Raw genomic sequence first — 21,399 nt, forward strand, 5'->3', positions numbered from 1 at the left:
ATTGTAGAGCCAGATCACATTTCCTGTTACTGTTTGCAGTGCCGAAATTAACGGCCCAACTGCTTTAGCCAGCGCCATTGGCAGCATTATTCATCAACAACTTCCACTGTATTATCTCCCAAAAAATGACACATACTAAACGCGCATTATCTTCCCTGGGGTTGGCCTTTGCTTTGGCAACGGCTGGCACATCTGCAAGCCACGCCGATACGGTCTGGCTCAACAACGGGGACAAAATTACCGGGAAAATTACGCTGCTTGACGGCGGCAAACTGTTTGTCACCACGGATTATGCAGGCTCCGTTTCTGTCGCCTGGGATCAGGTCAAAACCTTTCAATCCGACCACGGGTTGGTTATTCAGGGCGAGCGCTATGAAAATGGCGTGCTGTATCCGAGCCTGAAAGCGGGTGAAACCCGTTCCGTCGTCGGCGCGCCTGCCGGTGCAGGTCAAGGTGAACAAACGCTGGCGCTGACCAACATCAAATCCATCGTTACCGCTAAACCGCTGGTCACTGACTTCTCCTGGAAAGGCAACATCGACGCCGGGATGTCGCACAAGAAGAGCTCTACCGAGACAGAAAACTACGATGTCACCCTCGATACCCGGATGCGTCACGGCACCTGGCGTCACAACGTGGATGGCACCTACCACGAAGCCACCGAGAATGATGTGCGCAGCACCAAGAATGCCTCCGGTGAATACGCACTGGATAAATTCCTGGATGAGCAATGGTTCGTCCAGTCTCGTTACTATTACAAACGCGACTGGATCGAAAACATCAAGGTTAACCGCTCGTTCGGTCTTGGTCCCGGTTACCAGTTCTGGGACAATGATTTAGGCGCGTTCTCACTGACGTCACTGATCAACAGCCAAACCTTTACCTACCAAAACGAAGCGGAAGGCAAAGAAGATAACTTCTACTCTGCCGGTCTGAAATGGGCCTACAACCGTTATTTGTATAGCAAAACCATTGAAGCCTTCACCAACGGTGAAGTTGGGCGTTCATTGGATGGTACTGCACCCATCTATTTGAAAGCGGAAGGCGGCTTGCGCTTCAAGTTGACCGACTGGTCCTCATTGAGTATGCGCGTGGTGCGTACCCGCATCGAAAGCAATCAAGGGAATGTGGACGATACCATGTATACGCTGGGTCTTGGCGTAGGCTGGTAATCCGTTTGGTCGCCATTGGCTGGTTTTTTGCGGTCAATGGCGACGTAATGAGAAGTTGTTCGCTGATGGGGTGTTGATGCGTTGTGCTAGACGTGTCGATTGACGCTATGTTGATTGACGATGCTAAACACCCCACCAGTCACCCTGCTGGGGATGTGCCTGCTTCGCCTGTTCCTGAAGCTCTCGCACCCGCTGCGCCAGCGCCGTTAAACAGTCATCGGCCATGCCGTGTTTTTTGAGCGCGTCTTCCAGTGCAAACAGATACTGTGCGTTGGTGCCCAGCGGACCGCTGGCTTTGGCAATCAGAGGCGCGACGCGGTGTATGCAGGTATCCGCTTCAATCAGCGGATGCTGCTCTTGCGAAACAAACACCAACGCCGTGAGTATCTCGCCGTTTTGACAGTGCAGATCGCACCATTCCGGACGGTAGCAACCGGTTATCATCTCGCGTTTCCAGAGCAGTTCCAGATCTTCACGCAAGGAAACTTCCGGTAAGCGAAATGCCATTCCCGTCGTTTTCCCACCGGGCGTTAATGCCAGCATACGCCCAGGTTGCGTTGCTGTGCCGCGTCCTGCTGTAAGGCGCAGGCAAAACGCACGCTGCCAGCCGGGAAGTGTGGCTAAACGGGCTTCCTCCGGCGTAAACACCGGATTCCACATCAGTGAGCCGTAACCAAAGACCCACACTGGGCTATCAGGACGACGCGATAGCGTCTGGTTCAGGGAGTCCGCTCGCTGCGAAGGCGTGAGCAGCAAGTTTTCTTCGATACAACCAAAAGACGTACCACAATCAGCCTTTTGTAAAAAATCGCGTGTTAACAATACCTTAAAACCCCCAACAGCCAAAAACTTAACAATAAGCGGTACTTTCTTTCCGACAAAAACAGCGTAACTGCTTAAAATTTCTGCAACTCATTCCAGAATATGCATTCTTTGTGTGGCAATCAAGCTTGATCTTAATCACAAAGGGTTAATGTAACGCTGAAACCGTAAGAAAAAATGTTGAACAGTGCGTTTTTAGCCACGCGTGCTTTTTGCCTGTCACTAAAATGATAATCACTATCATCAACATGCTATGATGTTGTCCATCAAATCAATAATGATATCGGCTGAATGATGGAGAAATTTAATGGCTCATCCGACAGGTATTCGCCCAGCCCAACCCCGATTAATTCAGGTCAAACGCATTAGCGATCTCTCACCGCATTTACGCTGCATCACCTTTCACAGCGACACCCTGCGCGACTACCCGGCAGTCGAACGACATGCCGCGCATATCAAACTGTTTTTGGCTCGTCCCGGCCAGAGTGCGCCGACGTTGCCGACATTGGGAGAACGCGGTCCGCAGTGGCCGGAAGGTGAGGCGCGCCCCATCGTGCGCACCTACACGGTTTATGCATTCCGGCCCGAGTTGGGTGAAGTGGATGTTGCCTTTGCCCTGCACGACCACGGCGGCCCCGCCGTGACCTTTGCCCGCAACGCACAGCCCGGTGACAGCGTAGGCATTAGCCAACCGGGTGGTCCGCACCCGATGCTGCCTGCGTCCAGCGCCTACTATCTGGCAGGCGACCCCTCTTCGTTGCCCGCCATTGCGGCGCTGCTCGGCGCGCTGCCCCCCGATGCCACCGGCCATGCGGTTATTCGCATCGACAGCGAGGCCGATCGTTTGACACTGGCCGCCCCCAGCGGTCTCAGCGTGCATTGGGTGGTCGGCTCGACCGCCAGCACCGAGACGTTGCTGCAACAGTTCCATGCCGTGACGCGTGACGTTGACGCCAGCACCGCCTTTTTCTGGCTGGCGGGCGAAGACCGCATCGTGGTGCAACTGCGCCGTTACGTACGCAGAGAACTCAAGGTTGAGAGAAATCAGCTCTACGCCGTGCCATACTGGCGTGAAGGGTTAAACGAAGAGGATTACCACCAGAAACGCCACGATGTTATGGATAACCCAGATGACTGAGTGGACTAAAATTCACTAGCTACATCAATACAGTGGGGAGAAAACTGCCAGATTCTCCCCGCTTGCCTTTTTTTCATCACCAAGAATGTAAAATTACTTAAAATCTCCCGCCTGCTGCGCGCATTCTGCTAATCTGCTTTTGTTTTTTAGGCTATAACTATCTCTAAGCCACTTTTTCCGCAACGTCACACCCTTGCACATGGATTGCCGTCGCTACCCGCCTGGCATGAGTGAAGAGAACAATAAGGCGTGCGGCACTGCCAGTGAGATTCAATACTTTTGATAAGGAACCGCCTGCCATGAAGTCGCACACTGAGGTGATCAAAACGCGTCACCACGAATATTCCCTGATCTTCCCCATTATCGCGCTGTTTATCTTGTTGCAATGGAGCGATGCGCAACATCTGATTGCGGTCCTTGGTATCAACTTTATTGCGCTGGTGGGCATCCTCGCCAGCGCCTTTAGCGTAGTGCGCCATGCTGACGTGTTGGCCCACCGACTGGGCGAACCCTACGGGTCGCTGATCCTCAGTCTCTCCGTCGTTATCCTTGAAGTGAGCCTGATCTCTGCGCTGATGGCTACAGGCGATGCCGGTCCTGACCTGATGCGTGATACGCTGTACTCCATCATCATGATCGTCAGCGGCGGCCTGGTCGGGTTTGCCTTACTGCTGGGCGGTCGGAAATTTGCCACGCAGCACGTCAATTTGATCGGTATCAAACAGTACCTGATGGCCATTTTCCCGCTGGCGATTATCGTACTGGTGTTCCCCACCTCACTGCCGGGCGGTAACTTCACCACCGGGCAAGCGCTGATTGTCGCCCTTATTTCCGCCGCAATGTATGGCGTATTTCTCCTGATCCAAACGCGCACGCACCAGAGCCTGTTTATCTACGAACATGAAGATGAAAGTGATGACGGCGACCCGCACCATGGTAAACCCTCTGCGCACAGTTCGCTGTGGCACACGGCCTGGTTGCTGGTTCATCTGGTGGCGGTGATCAGCATCACCAAAATGGACTCCGCGCCGCTCAACGCGCTGCTGACGCGCATGAATGCTCCAGAGCAATTCACCGGCTTCCTGGTGGCTCTGCTTATTCTCTCGCCCGAGGGACTGGGCGCTATCAAAGCGGTGCTGCGTAATCAGGTGCAGCGTGCGATGAACCTGTTCTTCGGATCGGTGCTCGCCACCATTTCACTGACCGTGCCAGCAGTCACCGTGATTGCCAGCTTAACGGGCAATACGCTGAATTTTGGTCTGGAAATGCCAAGCATCGTCGTCATGGTCTCGGTGTTGATGCTGTGTCATATTTCGTTCTCAACGGGCAGGACCAATGTGTTGAACGGCAGCGCACACTTAGCCCTGTTTGCCGCCTATTTGATGACAATCATGCTGTAATCCTACAGGAAAGCCCTGATTTTGCGTCAGGGCACCCTGCATTTTGATGTAAGTCGTAACACTCCCCGCTCAACAGGCGTATCCTACACTTCACTTATCGACGACGGGCCAACTGCCCGCCATTTTTTTGTCCTTTTTTGGTCTGACATAAGATGAAAACGCATGGAGTAAGCGGGGTTACACCCTTTAGTGCGCTGATCGCCGCCTGTTGGCGCGAAAAATATACCGCACAACGTTTGGTTCACGACATTATCGCGGGCGTTACCGTAGGGATTATCGCCATTCCACTGGCAATGGCGCTGGCGATTGCCAGCGGTGTTCCACCGCAGTACGGACTTTACACCTCGGCGATTGCCGGGATTGTTATCGCGGTAACCGGAGGGTCACGCTACAGCGTTTCCGGCCCAACGGCGGCCTTCGTGGTGATCCTTTACCCGGTTTCGCAGCAGTTTGGCCTGTCTGGGCTGTTGGTAGCTACGCTGCTTTCCGGGGTGTTTCTGGTGTTGATGGGCGTCTGCCGCTTTGGGCGACTGATTGAATATATTCCGCTGTCAGTCACCTTGGGGTTTACCTCCGGTATCGGTATCACCATTGCCACCATGCAGATTAAAGACCTGTTTGGTCTGCACCTGACCATCGTGCCAGAGCACTATATCGAAAAAGTGATAGCGCTGGCACAGGCGTTCCCCACCCTGACGCTGGCTGACACGCTGATTGGCCTGACAACGCTGGCGGTGCTTGTTTTTTGGCCGAAACTGGGCATCCGCTTGCCGGGCCATTTGCCTGCGCTGCTGGCGGGCGTTGCTGTCATGGGTATCATGTCGCTGATGGGCCACGATGTCGCCACCATCGGTTCACGCTTTAGCTATATGCTGGCTGATGGCTCGCAGGGTCAGGGTATTCCGCCCATTCTGCCGCAGTGGGTGCTGCCGTGGAACGTTTCCGCCGCCGGTGAACCGGCCATGACGCTCAATTGGCAGAGCATTTCCGCCCTGCTGCCTGCGGCATTTTCGATGGCGATGCTCGGCGCTATCGAATCCCTGCTGTGCGCGGTGGTGCTGGACGGTATGACCGGTAAAAAACACAACTCCAACGCCGAATTGATGGGGCAAGGCTTCGGTAACCTGGTAGCACCGTTCTTTGGCGGTATTACCGCCACCGCGGCTATCGCGCGCTCCGCCGCCAACGTGCGCGCCGGGGCAACCTCCCCCGTCTCGGCGGTGGTGCACGCGCTGTTAGTGCTGCTGGCGCTGTTGGTGCTGGCCCCCTGGCTCTCTTATCTGCCGCTGGCCGCCATGGCCGCGCTGCTGCTGATCGTCGCCTGGAACATGAGCGAAGCCCATAAAGTGGTGGATTTGCTGCGTCACGGCCCCAAAGATGACATCATTGTCATGCTGCTTTGCATGTCACTGACCGTGCTGTTTGATATGGTGATTGCGATTACGGTGGGGATTGTGCTGGCATCGCTGCTGTTTATGCGCCGCATTGCCCAGATGACCCGGCTCAGCGAACGGCCTGAAACCTCGTCGCCGACGCGACTGGTGCTGCGGGTTAACGGTCCGCTGTTTTTCGCCGCCGCAGAGCGCATTTTCAACGATATCCTGCAACGCAGCGAGAATTATCAGACCATCATTCTGCAATGGGACGCGGTGCCGATTCTGGATGCGGGAGGACTGAATGCGTTCTTGCGTTTCAGCGATGCCTTGCCCGCTGACAAGCAGCTATTGATAACCGATATTCCGTTCCAACCGCTGAAAACCTTGGCGCGCGCCAATGTGCATCCCATCGCGGGACGCCGCACGTTTTACCCCACGCTGGCGCAAGCGTTGGAAGCAACGGAGTCTATCGATTAATCGGACTGACAATGGGGCCGCGCAAGCGGCCTAGACCGGTGTAATCTGGACGTTCAGGCATTCATTGCGCTGCGACACCGTTGTCGACGCCGCGCAGGCTTCGCGGATCGTCACCAACTGTTGTGACGTCAGCGGATACGGCAGCACAATATTCAGTGCGGTCAGTTTCTGTTGCTGTGCCAGCGCGATCAGTCGCGTCAGGTTGGTTTCATCGTTGACCTGGGTGGAAAGCACCTGCATTGCCAGCATTTTCATTTGCTCTTGCGGGGCAACCTGACGGGTCGACGCAGATTTCGTCACCATGCCGATAATCGGCAACACGCCATACATGGCATCAATAAAACGCCAGCGTTTATTACACAGCGCTGCCAAATACTCAGCGTAATCAATACTTAACGCCTCATTGGAACACACAGACTCTGGGTTATCTCCCATGTCCTTCTCTCCTGTTCGCCAGTGGGTTCATCGCGTCACTTGTACGTCAATCACCTTTCATCAAGCGTCGATAATACATCTGCCCTGTTTTACCAGGCTCACGGGTTACCCCCCTATATTGTCACGAGCGTGAGTGATTTGACAGCGCGAGCACGTTATCAAGTTCACGATATTGCAATGAAATCCGGTATCTGCGCGTTATACCCTTTTACGCTTCACTGCTGGCGCCGCCAATGTGTGGGCGCTATGCTAACGCAAGACGAAAAACGGTTTGCCACACGGCAGGCTGACGATAGAGCAACAATAGCTACGGTGACTATGCATAAGATTGCCTTTGTGGAAGATGACCCTGAAGTGGGCAAACTGATTGCGGCTTATCTGGGAAAACATGACATAGATGTTCATCTGGAGCCGCGCGGCGATAAAGCGCTCGACTTCATCGCGCAGCAAAATCCCGATCTGGTGCTGTTAGATGTGATGCTGCCGGGCAAAGACGGTATGACCATCTGCCGCGAATTGCGCCCCTTGTACAGCGGCCCGATCGTGCTGTTGACCTCCCTTGACAGCGACATGAACCACATTTTGGCGCTGGAAATGGGCGCAGATGATTATATTTTGAAAACCACGCCGCCCGCCGTGTTGCTGGCCCGCCTGCGACTCCATCTGCGCCAGTATTCAACGCAGCCAGCCACGCAGGCCGCGCCCGAAGCGCCCTCGGTGCAGGCGCAGGTTCAGGTGCACAAAACGCTGCACTTTGGGTTGCTGTGTATCGATCCGGTGAACCGCGAAGTGACGCTGGCGGAAGAGAATATTGTGCTCTCCACCGCCGATTTCGATTTGCTGTGGCAGTTGGCGACCCATGCCGGGCACACCATGGACCGGGATCTGTTGCTTAAAAATCTGCGCGGTGTCAGTTATGACGGCATGGATCGCAGTATTGACGTAGCCATTTCCCGTCTGCGCAAAAAGCTGCACGACAATGCGCTGGAGCCGTTCCGCATCAAGACCGTGCGCAACAAAGGTTACCTTTTTGCGCCGAACGCCTGGGAGAGCGCCACACCATGAGAAAACTGTTTGTGCAGTTTTTTCTGTTACTGTTTGCCAGCTTCGTGGTGATGACGCTGCTGGTGGGCCTGGTCTACAAAATGACCGCAGAGCGAGCAGGCCGTCAGTCAATGGACGATCTGATGAAAAGCTCGCTCTATCTGATCCGCAATGAGCTGCGCACCATCCCACCGCGCGAATGGCATAAAACCATCAACGAGATGGATTTGAACCTGTCGTTCACGCTGAACATTGAGCCGCTGAGTAAATACCGCTTGTCGCCGAAAGCGCAGCAGCGGTTGAATCAGGGTGAAATTATCGCGATTGAAGACCAATACACCTTTATCCAGCGTATCCCGCGCTCTCACTACGTGCTGTCGGTCGGTCCAATCCCTTATCTGTTTTTCCTGCATGAGATGCGGCTGTGGGATTTGTTGTTTGTAATGCTGATAGGCCTTTCTCTGGCACTGCCGGTGTTCTTGTGGATGCGGCCGCATTGGCAGGCCATGTTGAAGCTGGAAAATGCCGCGCAGCGATTGGGGGAAGGCCATCTTGAAGAACGGCTGCACTATGACAACACCTCAAGCATGGTGCGACTGGGTATCGCGTTCAACCAAATGGCCGATAACCTGAATCAACTGATCGTCAGTAAAAAACGGCTGATTGACAACATTGCCCATGAATTACGCACCCCGCTAGTACGCCTGCGTTATCGCCTCGCCATGAGCGACAATCTGAGTGAGGAGGAACAAACGGCGCTCAACCGCGACATTGGGCAATTGGAAGCCCTGATCGACGAGTTGCTGACCTATGCTCGCCTCGATCGTCCGCAGGTCTCGCTCCACCTGACGCAGATTGATGTTGCTGCTTGGCTGCAAAACAAAATCGATGAGTGGCGCATGCTGCACGCGGATAAAACATTTGAGCTATCGATGCCGCCCGATACCGATATTGGCTATCTCGATATGCGCCTGATGGAGCGGGTGCTGGATAATCTGGTCAATAACGCACTGCGCTTCTGCCACTCGCGCATTACCGTCAGCGTATCGCGCGCTGGGCCAATGGCCTGTCTTCAGGTGGATGACGATGGCCCCGGCATTGCTCAGGAAGATCGGGAAAATGTGTTTGAGCCGTTTATCCGTTTGGAGGCAGGGTTGGAAAACAGCAGCGGAGGCTGTGGACTTGGCCTCGCGATTGTTTATGCCATCGTGCAGGCGTATGACGGCACCATCGTGGTAGAGAGTAATGAATGGGGCGGCGCGCGTTTCCGTTTCTGCTGGCCGATTAAAACCGATATCCCCGTTCGCCCTGCACTCCCGTCCTGAGGGTGTACATTGCGTTACACACCGATACCAATGACTCACAGACCCCCAACGGGCTTTTTCTTATGCTTCTTTCACCGGGCCGCTTCAGGGCCCACATGTGAACGGAATAATGAGGAATTGATGATGAATAAAGTATTAGTGTTGATCGCAGGTGCAGCTCTGGGTCTCTCCTCTGTCGCGTTTGCAGCGAACACCACGGCAGCGCCAACATCCACACCTGCTGCACATGCTCAGGAACATGCGAAGAAGACGGTGAAAAAAGCCGCTAAACCGGCTGAACAACAGGCTCAAGCGGCTAAAAAGCACGTGAAAAAAGCCAAACCGGCTGCTGCACAGAAAGCGCAAGCCGCTAAGAAACACGTGAAGAAAGCCGCTAAACCTGCTGCACAAAAAGCGCAGGCTGCTAAAAAACACGTGAAGAAAGCCACTAAACCTGCTGCACAAAAAGCGCAGGCTGCTAAAAAACACGTGAAGAAAGCCACTAAACCTGCTGCACAGAAAGCGCAGGCTGCCAAAAAACACGTGAAGAAAGCCGCTAAACCTGCTGCACAGAAAGCGCAGGCTGCCAAAAAACACGTGAAGAAAGCCGCTAAAAAACCGGCTCCGACCGCAGCGTAATCGCATCACCGCTTCTTGTCTCAAGATCCCTGCTCCGGCAGGGACGAGTTAGCCACAAAACGTGAACCGTTCCGCTTCCAACACCGAACGGTTTCACGCAGTGATAATGAGTCTGACACCCGGTGAATCGGGTGTTTTTTTATGACAGGCATTCCAGCCGTTGCCTCCCGGTAGCCGCCGTATGCCCATACGCACACGGTATGTTTAATGGGGTGCTTGATGATGTTCCATCGCTACTCATTTGAAATCGCGTTTTCGTTGGTGCTGGTGTGCGGATTTATCACGCTGCTGTTCTTTTTATGACGAGCACTCACGCACTCAGGGTCGCGCCCGCCCCCGCAACGCTGGCAAACCCGGCTATAGTTAGTGGGTGACGTAAAAAAGATATCGCTTTTTCCGCAAGGTAATCCTATTGATGCGTAAACTGGCTTGGTTGTTCTGTTTGATAGCGTTACCCGCAGCCCCTGGCTGGGCTGAACAATCCCCCTCTGAAGCGGAACGTCAGCAAATCCTGTTCTTCAATCATGACGATCGCGATCCGGTGCCGACACCCAACGCCTGGCCCTGGCAGGCCATTGGCCAACTGGAGACCGCCAGCGGCAATCTGTGCACCGCCACGCTGATTGCTCCGCATCTGGCATTAACCGCAGGCCACTGCGTCTTAGTCCCGCCATCAGGAAAACCCGATAAACCGGTTGCGCTGCGCTTTATTGCGGTCAATGGCGAATGGCAGTATGAAACGCACGCCATCGAAGCGGTGACCAATAGCGCGCTGCGCAAAAAATTGCAGCCCGACGGCGAAGGGTGGATCGTTTCTCCCGCCGCGGCACCGCTGGACTATGCCCTGATTTGGCTACGCGATACGCCTGCGGGTATCACGCCGTTAACCACCTGGAATGGCACGCAGTCAGAACTGAATGTCGCGCTGGCGCAACAGCAAGCAAAAGTCACCCAGGCCGGTTATCCCGAAGACCATCAGGAAGCGCTCTATCGTCATCAGGATTGTGTGATTACCGGTTGGGCCGCGTCCGCGATTTTATCGCACCAGTGCGACACCTTACCCGGCGATAGCGGTTCACCGTTGATGCTGAAAACGCTGCAAGGCTGGAAGTTGATTGGCATTCAAAGCTCTGCACCCGATGCCAGCGAACGCGATCGCGCTGACAATCATGCCGTTGCCCTCTCCGCCATTCAGCGTCAATTGAAGGCGCTGGCGCGCCATGCGATGAAAAACGCTGCTGATTCAGAATAATTTATCGCCAAACGCGGCGTAAAGCTAAACGCCGCGCATACAAGCGCTAGCCAGGCGATCGGTTTCATGTAAAATCGCCTTACTACGCCCTTCTCGTTTTCATCAGATAATGCAAACGCGGTACTTCTCCGGTTTTTTATCCTGTGAAATATCATGAATAGCGGTGCCTAATGACAGGTTTGTCCCCTATTGAATAGGCTAAGATGAGGTGTTCTTATAGCGCAAAAATGGAGTCATCAATGCTAAGACAGTTGAATCATGATGAGGAGCAGCGGATGCATGCGCTCGATAGGTTATTGTTTCACCTGGATACCTCTCAAGATAATGTGCTTAGCCAAATCACAACGTTGTCCAGCAAGATATTGAATATGCCCAGCGCGCTGATCACCGTCAGTGATACCCATTCATTGCATATCAAAGCCAAACATAATTTCGTTCTCAACGAGATGCGTAAAGTCGGCGCGCTCGATCAGTACACCATGCAAACCAACGAACTGCTGGTCTGCAACGATGCTTCGCAGGATGACCGCTTTAAGAACAGCCCGTATGTCAGCGGTGAGCCCCATATCCGGTTTTATGCCGGTATCCCGCTGATTACCAAAGCCGGTTATGCCATCGGCACCCTGAGCGTGGTCGACTATGTTGCGCGTTCGTTTTCGAAAATGCAGCGCCGTGATTTAAAAACGCTGGCGTCGATTACCATGGCGCTGATCGAATACCGCAACGCCATTGGCCTGATCGATGCCGTGACCTTGTTGCCTAATCGTCAGCGACTTATCGAAGACATCAGCCAGTCCACGGATATTTTTGAAGATTTCGTGCTCATCCTGCTCGACAGTATCGATCTCACCTATATCTATGAAATGGCGCGCTCACTCGGGATGCCAACCGTGGAAAGCGTACTCAAGGATATCGGCCTGTTCCTGCGGCTGAATATCAGCCGACAAGCCAGCATCTACAGCATTTCTGCGGGTCGTTTTGCACTGCTGGTCAAAAAAGAGCAACAAGAGCAGGTACTGGGTACGCTGATGTCGTGTGCCGACCGCATTCAACAGAGCATCACCAGCCATATCCCATTGAAACTGGAAATTTTTATCGGCTACACCGAATTTCAGATTCCGATTGACGATCCGCAACGCATTCTGCGTGAGGCGTTGAGCGCACTTCACGATGCACTCAAGAAAAACACCCGGCTGATGGCGTATCATAAAGAGAGTGATGAGTACCAGAAGCGCGCCTTCACGCTGCTTAACGATTTATCGGATACCTTGCAGCACGGCCATCCGGGGCTGTATCTGGTGTATCAACCCAAATTGCACATCAAAACCCGGCGCGTTATTGGTGCTGAAGCGTTGATCCGCTGGCGACACCCTGAATTCGGTGAAATCTATCCGGACCAATTTATTCCACTGGCCGAAGATACCACCCTGATGCGCCCGTTAACGGAGTGGGTGATTCAGCAGGCGGCGCGGCAAGTGAGAAAATGGCGGCAATCTGGCATTAATATCGCCGTCTCAGTCAACGTCACCGTCACCAACTTCGCCGAAGAAGATTTGATTGAACGTTTACAACGCATCCTACGAACCAATGAACTCAGTATCCATGATATTGAATTTGAATGCCTTGAAACACAAAAAATTGTCGAAAACTCCGCCGCACTCTCCACCATTAAAAAACTGAAAGACCAGGGCTTCATGATCTCCCTGGATGACTTTGGAACCGGTTACAGCAATCTTAACTACCTGAAAAATACCCCTGCCCACGTGATCAAGCTCGATAAATCCCTGATCAAGGATATGAAGACCGATAAGAGCAGCCGCATTATCGTGCAACACACCATCGAGATGCTGCATAAATTGAATTATCTGGTGTTGGCGGAAGGCATTGAAGATGAGGAAACACTCCACTATTTAGGGCAGTACAATTGCGATCAAGGCCAGGGCTATTATTTCTCACGCCCGCTGGTGGCCGACAATTTTGCACAGTGGTTAGAGCTACATGATGCCAGCATAAAGTCGTAACCCCCGTCGTTTTGTCACCTGCAACCGCTTTCATCTTGCACCCCAGCGTGCTCGCCAGCGCGTATCGTTTACATCACTCCCCCTAACCGCCCTTTTCCTGAGACAGCGTGCGCAAAAAAAGCGGGCGTACCGTTTTCCGTTACGCCCGCATGCCGGTGTACCGTAATGCTTCACTGACGCTTACAACACAATCTGCTCCATGGCTTGCAGCACCCGTTTATCCGAAATCGGATAAGGGGTACCCAGCTGCTGGGCAAAATAGCTGACACGTAGTTCTTCAATCATCCAGCGGATGTTTTTCACGTTGTCATCATCGCGCTGCGCTTCAGGCACCTTGTGCCACCACTGCTGCCAGGCTTGCTGCACCTGTTCCACCTTCAGCATTTGTGCTCTATCACGGTGAACATCCTGCGCCAATTTTTCCAGCCGACGCTCAATCGCCTGCAAATAGCGCAACACATCGGGCAGTCGCTGCCAGCCGACATCGGTGACAAACCCGCGGTATACCAAGCCACTCAGTTGCGCTTTGATATCGCTTAACGCCAACGCCAGCGCCATATCGACCCGGCCTTTAAGCCGTTTATTGATAGCGAAAACGGTAGTCAGGATCTGCTCAACCTGCCTGGCGATATCGACAACGGTGTCGTTAAGCTCCGCGCGCACCTTTTCATGTAACTGCTGGAACGCGGCTTCTTCCCATACCACGCCCCCCGCCTGTGCCACCAGTTTATCAACGCCGCAGGCGATGCAATCATCAATCAGATCCAGCACTTTGCCGTAGGGATTGAAATAGAGCCCGAGCTTGGCTTTGTTCGGCAGCTTTTCATGCAGGTATTTGATCGGGGACGGGATATTGAGCAGCAGCAGGCGGCGCAGACCGTGGCGCATCGCGTGCTGCTGCTGTTCCGGCGTATCAAATACCCGGATGGCGACGCTCTCTTTTTCGTCCACCAATGCCGGATAAGCCTTCACCGAGTAACCGCCACGTTTCTGCTCATAGCGTTCCGGCAGGGTGCCAAAGCTCCAAATATGCAGCCCCTGCTGCTCCAGCCCATCGTCGGCGACGGCGGACAAGGTCTGCTGTACTTTCTCTTTGAGCTGTGTTTTCAACGCCGCCAGATCTTTGCCTTCGCGTAACGTATGATTTTTTTCATCGATCACGCGAAACGTCATTTTCAGATGATCGGGCACCTGTTCCCATTGCCACTCTTCACGCGGCACGGTCACGCCGGTCATAAAGCGCAGTTCACGCTCCAGCGATTCCAGCAGACCCCGCTCCAGCGGCGTGGCGCGCCCGAGAAACGCTTGTGCATAGTTCGGCGCCGGCACAAAATTGCGTCGCAACGGTTTGGGCAGCGATTTGATCAGGGCGATAATCAAATCTTCACGCAGGCCGGGAATTTGCCATTCAAACCCGTCTTCACGCACCTGATTGAGGATGGGCAGCGGAATATGCACCGTGACACCATCTGCATCGGCACCGGGCTCGAACTGGTAGGATAAACGCAGTTTAATCGCCCCCTGATGCCAGAAATTGGGGTAATCCAGTGCACTAACCTTCTCCGCGCCCTCTTTGATCAACATGCTCTTTTCAAAGTTGAGCAGATCAGCATCTTCGCGGCTGGCGGCTTTCCACCAGTTATCAAAGTGACGGGCAGAGATAATCTCGTGCGGGATGCGCTGATCGTAAAAGGCAAACAGCGTGTCGTCATCGACCAGAATGTCGCGACGCCGCGATTTGTGCTCGAGATCCTCCACTTCTGCCAGCAGTTTTAGGTTGGCGCGAAAGAAAGCGTGCCGCGTTTGCCAATCCCCTTCCACCAGCGCATGGCGGATAAACAGTTCACGCGCCAGCACCGGATCAATCTGGCTGTAGTTAACCTTGCGCGCCGCCACAATCGGCAAGCCGAACAGCGTGACTTTCTCCTGCGCCATCACCACGCCCTGTGCTTTTTCCCAGTGCGGCTCGCTGTAGCTGCGCTTAATCAGGTGCTGCGCAACCGGTTCAATCCATTCCGGTTCAAGGCGGGCTGCCATGCGCCCCCACAAGCGACTGGTTTCCACCAGTTCCGCCACCATCACCCATTTCGGCGGCTTTTTAAACAGCGCTGAACCGGGGAACAGTGCGAAGCGTGCATTGCGCGCGCCGGTAAACTCCTGCTTTTCGACGTCTTTCTGACCGATATGGGACAGCATGCCGGTCAACAACGCGCTGTGTACACTGAGATAGTCTGCCGGTTCGCTGTTGACCGGAATGCCCAACGTTTTCACCACCTGACGCAGTTGGGTGTAAATATCCTGCCATTCACGCACCCGCAGGTAGCTTAAATAGTCACTGCGGCACTGTTTACGGAACTGGCTGGAGGAGAGTGCCTGCTGCTGTTCACGCAGGTAGTTCCACAGGTTGACCAGCGTGAGGAAATCGGAGGATGTATCGACAAAGCGCCGGTGTTTTTCATCGGACGCCTGCTTTTTGTCCAGCGGACGTTCACGCGGATCCTGAATCGACAGCGCCGCAGTAATTACCATTACTTCACGCACGCAGCGGGTTTTGCTGGCTTCCAGCACCATGCGTGCCAGACGCGGGTCGATGGGCAACTGCGCCAACTGCCGCCCTGAAGGTGTCAACCGGTAGTGACCGTTGTCGGCCGTAGCGATCGCCCCCAACTCTTCCAGCAGGCGCACACCGTCCTGAATGTTGCGGTTGTCTGGCGCTTCGACAAACGGGAAAGCGGCAATATCGCCCAGCCCGAGTGATGTCATCTGCAAAATGACCGAGGCCAGATTGGTGCGCAAGATTTCCGGGTCGGTAAATTCAGGACGCGACAAAAAATCGGGTTCCGAATAGAGCCGAATACAAACCCCGGCGGCCACGCGGCCACAGCGGCCTTTACGCTGATTGGCCGACGCCTGCGAAATGGCTTCGATCGGCAAGCGCTGAACCTTGGTGCGATAGCTGTAGCGGCTGATGCGCGCCGTGCCGGGGTCAATCACATAACGGATACCCGGCACCGTGAGTGAGGTTTCCGCCACGTTGGTGGCCAGCACAATGCGCCGCCCGGCGTGGGATTGAAAAACACGGTTCTGTTCCTGATTGGATAAGCGCGCATAGAGCGGCACCACTTCAGTGTGCAGCAAGTCCAGCTTATTGAGCGCATCGGCAGTGTCACGGATCTCCCGCTCGCCGCTCATAAACACCAGAATATCCCCCGGCCCTTCGCGACTCAGCTCATCGACGGCGTCGAAAATCGCCTGTAGCTGATCGCGGTCGCTGTCATCCGCCTCTTCGACCACCGGACGGTAGCGCACTTCCACCGGATAGGTACGCCCTGACACTTCCACGATCGGCGCATTGCCGAAATGGCGTGAAAAGCGCTCGGGATCAATGGTGGCCGAGGTGATAATCACCTTGAGATCGGGGCGTTTAGGCAACAGCTGGCGCAGATAGCCCAGTATGAAATCGATGTTCAGGCTGCGTTCATGCGCCTCATCGATGATGATGGTGTCATACTGCATCAATAACCGATCTTGCTGAATCTCTGCCAGCAAGATACCGTCGGTCATCAGCTTCACCAGTGAGGTTTCCCCCACCTGATCGTTAAAGCGCACTTTATAACCGACACAGCCGCCCAGCGGCGTGTCCAATTCGGCGGCAATGCGATCGGCCACGGCACGCGCGGCCAGACGGCGCGGCTGGGTATGACCGATCATGCCTCTGACACCGCGTCCCAGTTCCAGGCAGATTTTCGGTAACTGGGTGGTTTTACCCGAGCCGGTTTCACCGGCAACGATCACCACCTGGTGATCGCGCACCGCGCGCAAAATCTCGTCACGCTTCTGGCTTACCGGCAGTTCGGGCGGATAGCTGATGGTGGGACAACTGGCCTTACGCAGCGCAACGCGGGTTTGCGCCGCCGCGATGTCTACACCGAGTTCTTGCGCAATAGCGGCTTGCGCCTGTGGGTTACGCACTTTCGCCGCCCCCTGTAAACGGCGTTGCAGGCGCAACCTATCGCGCAACATGAGCTCATCCAACTGAGATGACAATGCTGAAAGGGGTGATGTCACAATCCTGTTCCTCAAACGTATATCGCGCCAACGCGGTAGCGCAAGCGCCACGCAGGCTGCCTCTGCGCCTGCGTTTTATCATTTGGCGGGCATGTTATCACATGCCAGCGCGGCTGTTATCACCGCGCCCTTTTTCTCTTGTTCAATAAAATCGAACAATGCCCTCGAAATATTGCACTTTCAACCTGTTGGTACACTGCATAAGATGCTAGTCATCCGGGGGCAATGACAAGACGTACCCCATCCAAACGAGAAAAGGAATGACACAATGAGCAAAGTACTAGTTCTTAAATCCAGCATTCTGGCAGGGTATTCCCAGTCAAGCCAACTGGCGGATCACTTCGTCGCCGAATGGCAAGCCGCGCACCCTAACGATACCCTGACCGTGCGTGACCTGGCAGCCAACCCGGTTCCAGTGCTGGATGGTGAACTGGTGGGTGCACTGCGTCCTTCCGATGCGCCGCTGACCCCGCGTCAACAAGAAGCGCTGGCACTGTCTGATACCCTGATTGCCGAATTGCAGGCGCATGACGTGGTGGTACTGGCCGCGCCGATGTACAACTTCAATATCCCGACCCAGTTGAAGAACTACTTTGACCTGGTTGCCCGTGCCGGTGTGACGTTCCGCTACACCGAACAGGGTCCGGAAGGTCTGGTGAAAGGCAAGCGCGCTATCGTGCTGAGCAGCCGTGGCGGCATTCATAAAGGCACCCCGTCTGACCTGCTGGAACCGTACCTGCGTCTGTTCCTCGGTTTTATCGGTATTACCAACGTGGAATTTGTATTCGCAGAAGGCTACGGCTACGGCCCGGATGTTGCTCAGAAAGCGACCGAAACGGCAAAAGCGCAGCTCTCTTCACTGGCAGCAGCCTAACCCCTGCTTGCCGTTGTCTGATGGCGCCAGCGCCATCAGATCCCAGATTCATCATTACTACCCTGTCTCAATATTGTGTGTTTTGGTTAGCCACTGCGCGTCTTTCGACGCGCTTTTTTTTTGCTTTCAGCGCCCCTGTGCCGCCGCCGCGGCGGGACTGACCACCGTTTCTGCCCGCGCCTGCTCGCGGGTTGTGGTTTCAACCCGGCTTTCGCTTTCATTCACCGCATCCACCGCCGCGTTATTACCGGATTCCAGCAATCGCGTGGCGTCCTTATCGGCACGAATGGTGATGTCGTGCTCCACCCTGACGTTCATGTTGATGGTGATCGGAGTGGTAGGTGCAGCCACCTCAATGCGCGGCACACAGCCTGCCAGCAACAGGGTTAGCAGGCTTATAGCCGCGTGATGCACGCAGACAGAACCACGCCGCATGCGCGCCCTGCCGCTCTTCCTGGATTTATTCTCGTTCATTGGCTCGTTGCTCTAGTGTGTCCTGCACGGTGCCGCCAAAGCGCAGGCTTTGCCAAAGCTGGCTCAGATCCTGCCAGTGGCGGTAATTAAGTATGACCGGTTTTTGCCTGCTACGCGTGGAGTTCTTGCCTTCGATATGCGCCAGCAGCGCCATTTCACCTTGCGGCGTCATGTCCACGGAGGCATAGGCACGGCTGATTTCCAGATAACGCAGCCAGTTCACCACGGCACCTTGCGCCATATTACGTTGCGCCAGCTCATCGGCCAACTGTTGGTCAAGACGCAGCGTGAGTGACTTGTCGTTACGCAGTTGCCCGCGCGTAATCATCTTGTTCGGGTCGGTGAAATCCAGCGGCAGAACGCCGCTCATTTTTCCCGAAAGGGCAAACTGCTTTATCTTCAGCGCGGTCACCAGTTCACTGAGATCGACACCCTCGACGGTAAACAATACCGGATCGCGCAGCGGCCAACGCAGCGCGGAGAGGCTGACCCGCCCCCCGAGTACGCCCATCTCCGCCTGCGACAAAATCAGAGGATGATCCTCACCGAAAGGATAAGCGCCCTGCAATGCCAGATGGATATCCTGCATGGTGAAGACGCTGACCAGTTTGTCGATATGTAGCGTGACGGGATGCCTGACACCGAATTCCCACCGATGCTGCGCAAAGCGATACGGTAAAACAAAATTGACGCCGCGCACTTCCCCATCCGGCAGCCAGGCGCTGCCATTTTTCACCACCCAGTGTCCGCCTGCACTGAAGCCCTGCTGGCGGGCAGCCGAAAAAGCCACCTGCGCATAAAATTCACCCGAACGCACGTTGATGTTGAGTTTTGGCGATAGCAGTGGCTGAAACACGGTTAACGGCTGTGCCGCCCACCACCCCATACCGCGCAGACGCTCTCCATCCCAGCGGCCACGCAGCGCTACCGGACCAATCGCTTGGGCATTGAGATCGCCCTGCCATTGAAAATTTGATGGGCTACGTCCGTCGACGCTGAACAGCAACTGTGAGGGAGGAAGGTATCCGCCTTCCCCCAGGTCAACCCGCTGTGATGTCAAGCGCAATGCACCAGCGAAATGTTCTTCCCCTGCTTTACGCTGCCACTGCAAGGGGGCCGTCAGGGTTAAACGCGGTTGGTGCGCCAGTACGTGGCCATAGCGCAACTGATCCAACCCGCTGGAGAGTTGCTCAACCGTGATAAGCGAATCTTCCCAGCGTCCATGTCCGGCGACATCCCACTGGCTCCCGAGCGGCGGCAAGCGCCCTTCCCCCCAATAGCGCCACTGCCAGCGGCCGCTGTCCGGCCAGAAATCATGTGCCTGTCCATCCAGATGCAGCGCGATACGGCCCCAATAGCGATCTTGCGCGCGGACGATCGCCTGTAACCGACCATTCACCCCGTTGGCATTCAGCCGCAGGCCGGCCAGCGGCCAGCGCGCCTCCTCCAGCACCGTCTGCGCCGAGGGGCGTCCCCAGGCACGCAGTAGCGATCCCGGCAACAGCGCCAGGGTGGGGTTGATAACAGAACCACGGATCTCGCCGGGAATGGTGGCACTCAACGAGATATCGGCTAGATTGGCCTGCCCGGTAAGCTGGAAGCGTAAGGCGCTGTCAAGCAGCCCCAACCGCCCAGGCCCCAGCACCAGCACCGCGTTTGCCCTGCCGTTATGCCCTTGCGTCAGCATATTCAGACGCGCATCAATGCGCGTTTGCTGCCAACCGTCGCGCCAGTCGTGCAGCGTCATCGAGACATTGCCTGACAAGGGTTGCGCGGCGTAAGGCCAACGCCAGACGCCGTTTTCGATATCGATACGATCGGGACTCATTTTCCACGGCAGCGATACCAGCGGCGTGCTGTCATGTTGCGCCTCCAAACGCAGAACCCCTTGCGTTCCCTGCCAGTTCAGCGCCAACGTGAGCGGATCGGGGATGCTGCCGCTTTCCATGCGCCCTTGCAAAGCACCGCGCAGCGGCGGATGCGACACGCTCTCCGCCAGATCGGCCTCACCGCGCAGCACCAGACGAGAAGCGACATCAGGTGCAGAGAACTCTGCGCTCTCCAAGGTGAAATGCGCGTCTTCCACTTTTGCCGTCAGCGATAACAGCTCACTTTGGTAACGCAGGGATTGCTGCTGGCGGTCAAGCACCAGATGCAGTTGCCCGGCATAGCTGTCCCACGGCAACACGGCCAGACGACCGATATTGATTTCAGCAGCGAACAGCCGCGCCTGCCACTGCGCGAGTAACGCCGGTTCGGCGTCTGCACCATCGGTGGAAGACGCAGGCAGACAGGCGGTATCGAGCGTCAAGCGGTCAATGTCCACGCGCCAACGGTGTGGTGCGCGCGTGAACTGGATGTTATCGACATCCAGTAGCACACAGTCGCCCAGCGCAATGCGCACGCCCGCCGTGTTCACGCCTTGGATCCAGACAGGACGTGATTTCAAGGTGAAGGATGCGCCTTCAGGCAATACACTTCTCGCCGCAGCGGCCAGCCACTGGGGTGAGGTATACCAGACAACCAGCGCAAGCAGCATCGCGCTTCCTGCGGCAAACAGACACTTTCTCATTGCTCATCCGATCGGCAGCAGTTTTTTTCACCTGTGCAGAAGTGTGTATACTTCTTTATTATTAACATTCATTAACCTATTCAGTCACGCCTTACACCATTCAGCGCACATATTACTTACAGATTAGTGATAAAATGTTTACTTACGCGTAAAAGCTGCAATGCTTTAGCACCAAAATCATCGCAGGCTTAAGGCACAGTGATAAGCATAGAAGTGCCACGGCCACGGGTTACAGCATGCAGGTTAGGTAATTCATTTTTTGTTTTATACCCTAAATAATTCGCGTTGTAGGAAGGCGGCAAGTGAGCGAATCCCGATGAGCTTACTCAGG

General features: G+C 55.0%; 15 protein-coding genes. 10 read left to right on the forward strand and 5 right to left on the reverse strand.

Annotation, left to right across the window (positions count from 1 at the left end; genetic code table 11):
- The first annotated feature begins 125 nt into the window (after positions 1-125).
- Positions 126-1,172 carry a DUF481 domain-containing protein gene (locus J5069_RS05325; RefSeq protein ID WP_264642874.1) on the forward strand — a complete coding sequence of 349 codons (1,047 nt, stop codon included), beginning with the start codon at positions 126-128 and terminating at the stop codon, positions 1,170-1,172.
- A 123-nt stretch (positions 1,173-1,295) separates the two neighbouring features.
- Here the strand turns inward: J5069_RS05325 and J5069_RS05330 are convergent, their stop codons facing one another.
- Positions 1,296-1,994: a gamma-glutamylcyclotransferase gene (locus J5069_RS05330; RefSeq protein WP_264642875.1), complete on the reverse strand. Its 699-nt coding sequence runs from the start codon at positions 1,992-1,994 to the stop codon at positions 1,296-1,298.
- A 307-nt stretch (positions 1,995-2,301) separates the two neighbouring features.
- On the opposite strand from J5069_RS05330, the gene J5069_RS05335 reads away from it, so the two are divergent.
- From J5069_RS05335 to dauA, 3 genes are all read left to right on the forward strand, one after another.
- On the forward strand, positions 2,302-3,132 hold the full coding sequence (locus J5069_RS05335) for a siderophore-interacting protein (RefSeq protein WP_264642876.1): 831 nt from the start codon (positions 2,302-2,304) through the stop codon (positions 3,130-3,132).
- A 299-nt stretch (positions 3,133-3,431) separates the two neighbouring features.
- The gene (gene chaA, locus J5069_RS05340) at positions 3,432-4,532 is read left to right on the forward strand and encodes a sodium-potassium/proton antiporter ChaA (RefSeq protein ID WP_264642877.1); all 1,101 of its coding nucleotides are present in this window, start codon (positions 3,432-3,434) and stop codon (positions 4,530-4,532) included.
- Between the two features lie 152 nt (positions 4,533-4,684).
- Positions 4,685-6,385: a C4-dicarboxylic acid transporter DauA gene (dauA, locus tag J5069_RS05345; protein ID WP_264642878.1), complete on the forward strand. Its 1,701-nt coding sequence runs from the start codon at positions 4,685-4,687 to the stop codon at positions 6,383-6,385.
- Between the two features lie 30 nt (positions 6,386-6,415).
- Here dauA and J5069_RS05350 read toward each other — a convergent pair whose 3' ends face one another.
- Positions 6,416-6,820 carry a hypothetical protein gene (locus tag J5069_RS05350; RefSeq protein WP_264642879.1) on the reverse strand — a complete coding sequence of 135 codons (405 nt, stop codon included), beginning with the start codon at positions 6,818-6,820 and terminating at the stop codon, positions 6,416-6,418.
- 318 nt (positions 6,821-7,138) lie between these two features.
- Here J5069_RS05350 and rstA point away from each other — a divergent pair, with 318 nt between their 5' ends.
- The 5 genes from rstA (at position 7,139) to J5069_RS05375 (ending at position 13,080) form a co-directional block, all read left to right on the forward strand.
- A complete protein-coding gene (gene rstA / locus J5069_RS05355; protein ID WP_264643734.1) occupies positions 7,139-7,885 on the forward strand; it encodes a two-component system response regulator RstA in 747 nt (248 codons plus the stop codon).
- Positions 7,882-9,189 (forward strand): two-component system sensor histidine kinase RstB, encoded by a 1,308-nt coding sequence (gene rstB, locus J5069_RS05360; RefSeq protein ID WP_264642880.1) that lies wholly within the window; start codon positions 7,882-7,884, stop codon positions 9,187-9,189. Before rstA ends, rstB begins: the two co-directional genes overlap by 4 nt.
- A 123-nt stretch (positions 9,190-9,312) precedes the next feature.
- Positions 9,313-9,807: an acid resistance repetitive basic protein Asr gene (asr, locus tag J5069_RS05365; protein ID WP_264643735.1), complete on the forward strand. Its 495-nt coding sequence runs from the start codon at positions 9,313-9,315 to the stop codon at positions 9,805-9,807.
- 415 nt (positions 9,808-10,222) lie between these two features.
- Positions 10,223-11,059 (forward strand): trypsin-like serine peptidase, encoded by an 837-nt coding sequence (locus tag J5069_RS05370; protein ID WP_264642881.1) that lies wholly within the window; start codon positions 10,223-10,225, stop codon positions 11,057-11,059.
- A 239-nt stretch (positions 11,060-11,298) separates the two neighbouring features.
- Positions 11,299-13,080, forward strand: coding sequence for a sensor domain-containing phosphodiesterase (locus J5069_RS05375; protein WP_264642882.1), 1,782 nt, complete (start codon positions 11,299-11,301; stop codon positions 13,078-13,080).
- A 180-nt stretch (positions 13,081-13,260) separates the two neighbouring features.
- On the opposite strand, the gene hrpA is transcribed toward J5069_RS05375, so the two are convergent.
- Positions 13,261-17,148 (reverse strand): ATP-dependent RNA helicase HrpA, encoded by a 3,888-nt coding sequence (hrpA, locus tag J5069_RS05380; RefSeq protein WP_264642883.1) that lies wholly within the window; start codon positions 17,146-17,148, stop codon positions 13,261-13,263.
- 268 nt (positions 17,149-17,416) lie between these two features.
- Here hrpA and J5069_RS05385 point away from each other — a divergent pair, with 268 nt between their 5' ends.
- Positions 17,417-18,022, forward strand: coding sequence for an FMN-dependent NADH-azoreductase (locus tag J5069_RS05385; protein ID WP_264642884.1), 606 nt, complete (start codon positions 17,417-17,419; stop codon positions 18,020-18,022).
- Between the two features lie 126 nt (positions 18,023-18,148).
- Here the strand turns inward: J5069_RS05385 and J5069_RS05390 are convergent, their stop codons facing one another.
- Together J5069_RS05390 and J5069_RS05395 are read right to left on the reverse strand one after the other, a co-directional pair.
- The gene (locus J5069_RS05390; RefSeq protein ID WP_264642885.1) at positions 18,149-18,457 is read right to left on the reverse strand and encodes a YnbE family lipoprotein; all 309 of its coding nucleotides are present in this window, start codon (positions 18,455-18,457) and stop codon (positions 18,149-18,151) included.
- A gap of 25 nt (positions 18,458-18,482) precedes the next feature.
- Positions 18,483-21,068, reverse strand: coding sequence for a YdbH family protein (locus J5069_RS05395; protein WP_264642886.1), 2,586 nt, complete (start codon positions 21,066-21,068; stop codon positions 18,483-18,485).
- Between the last annotated feature and the right edge of the window lie 331 nt (positions 21,069-21,399).

The sequence above is a fragment of the Candidatus Symbiopectobacterium sp. NZEC127 genome (assembly GCF_025962675.1).
In the GTDB taxonomy this organism is placed as follows: Bacteria; Pseudomonadota; Gammaproteobacteria; order Enterobacterales; family Enterobacteriaceae; genus Symbiopectobacterium.

What these genes read in the sequence shown, in the direction of transcription:
- J5069_RS05370 (WP_264642881.1), top strand. Translation starts at nt 10,223, where the DNA reads ATGCGTAAACTGGCTTGGTTGTTCTGTTTGATAGCGTTACCCGCAGCC.
- J5069_RS05375 (WP_264642882.1), top strand. Translation starts at nt 11,299, where the DNA reads ATGCTAAGACAGTTGAATCATGATGAGGAGCAGCGGATGCATGCGCTC.
- asr (WP_264643735.1), top strand. Translation starts at nt 9,313, where the DNA reads ATGAATAAAGTATTAGTGTTGATCGCAGGTGCAGCTCTGGGTCTCTCC.
- dauA (WP_264642878.1), top strand. Translation starts at nt 4,685, where the DNA reads ATGAAAACGCATGGAGTAAGCGGGGTTACACCCTTTAGTGCGCTGATC.
- chaA (WP_264642877.1), top strand. Translation starts at nt 3,432, where the DNA reads ATGAAGTCGCACACTGAGGTGATCAAAACGCGTCACCACGAATATTCC.
- J5069_RS05385 (WP_264642884.1), top strand. Translation starts at nt 17,417, where the DNA reads ATGAGCAAAGTACTAGTTCTTAAATCCAGCATTCTGGCAGGGTATTCC.
- J5069_RS05395 (WP_264642886.1), bottom strand. Translation starts at nt 21,068, where the DNA reads ATGAGAAAGTGTCTGTTTGCCGCAGGAAGCGCGATGCTGCTTGCGCTG.
- J5069_RS05350 (WP_264642879.1), bottom strand. Translation starts at nt 6,820, where the DNA reads ATGGGAGATAACCCAGAGTCTGTGTGTTCCAATGAGGCGTTAAGTATT.
- J5069_RS05325 (WP_264642874.1), top strand. Translation starts at nt 126, where the DNA reads ATGACACATACTAAACGCGCATTATCTTCCCTGGGGTTGGCCTTTGCT.
- J5069_RS05390 (WP_264642885.1), bottom strand. Translation starts at nt 18,457, where the DNA reads ATGCGGCGTGGTTCTGTCTGCGTGCATCACGCGGCTATAAGCCTGCTA.
- rstA (WP_264643734.1), top strand. Translation starts at nt 7,139, where the DNA reads ATGCATAAGATTGCCTTTGTGGAAGATGACCCTGAAGTGGGCAAACTG.
- rstB (WP_264642880.1), top strand. Translation starts at nt 7,882, where the DNA reads ATGAGAAAACTGTTTGTGCAGTTTTTTCTGTTACTGTTTGCCAGCTTC.
- J5069_RS05335 (WP_264642876.1), top strand. Translation starts at nt 2,302, where the DNA reads ATGGCTCATCCGACAGGTATTCGCCCAGCCCAACCCCGATTAATTCAG.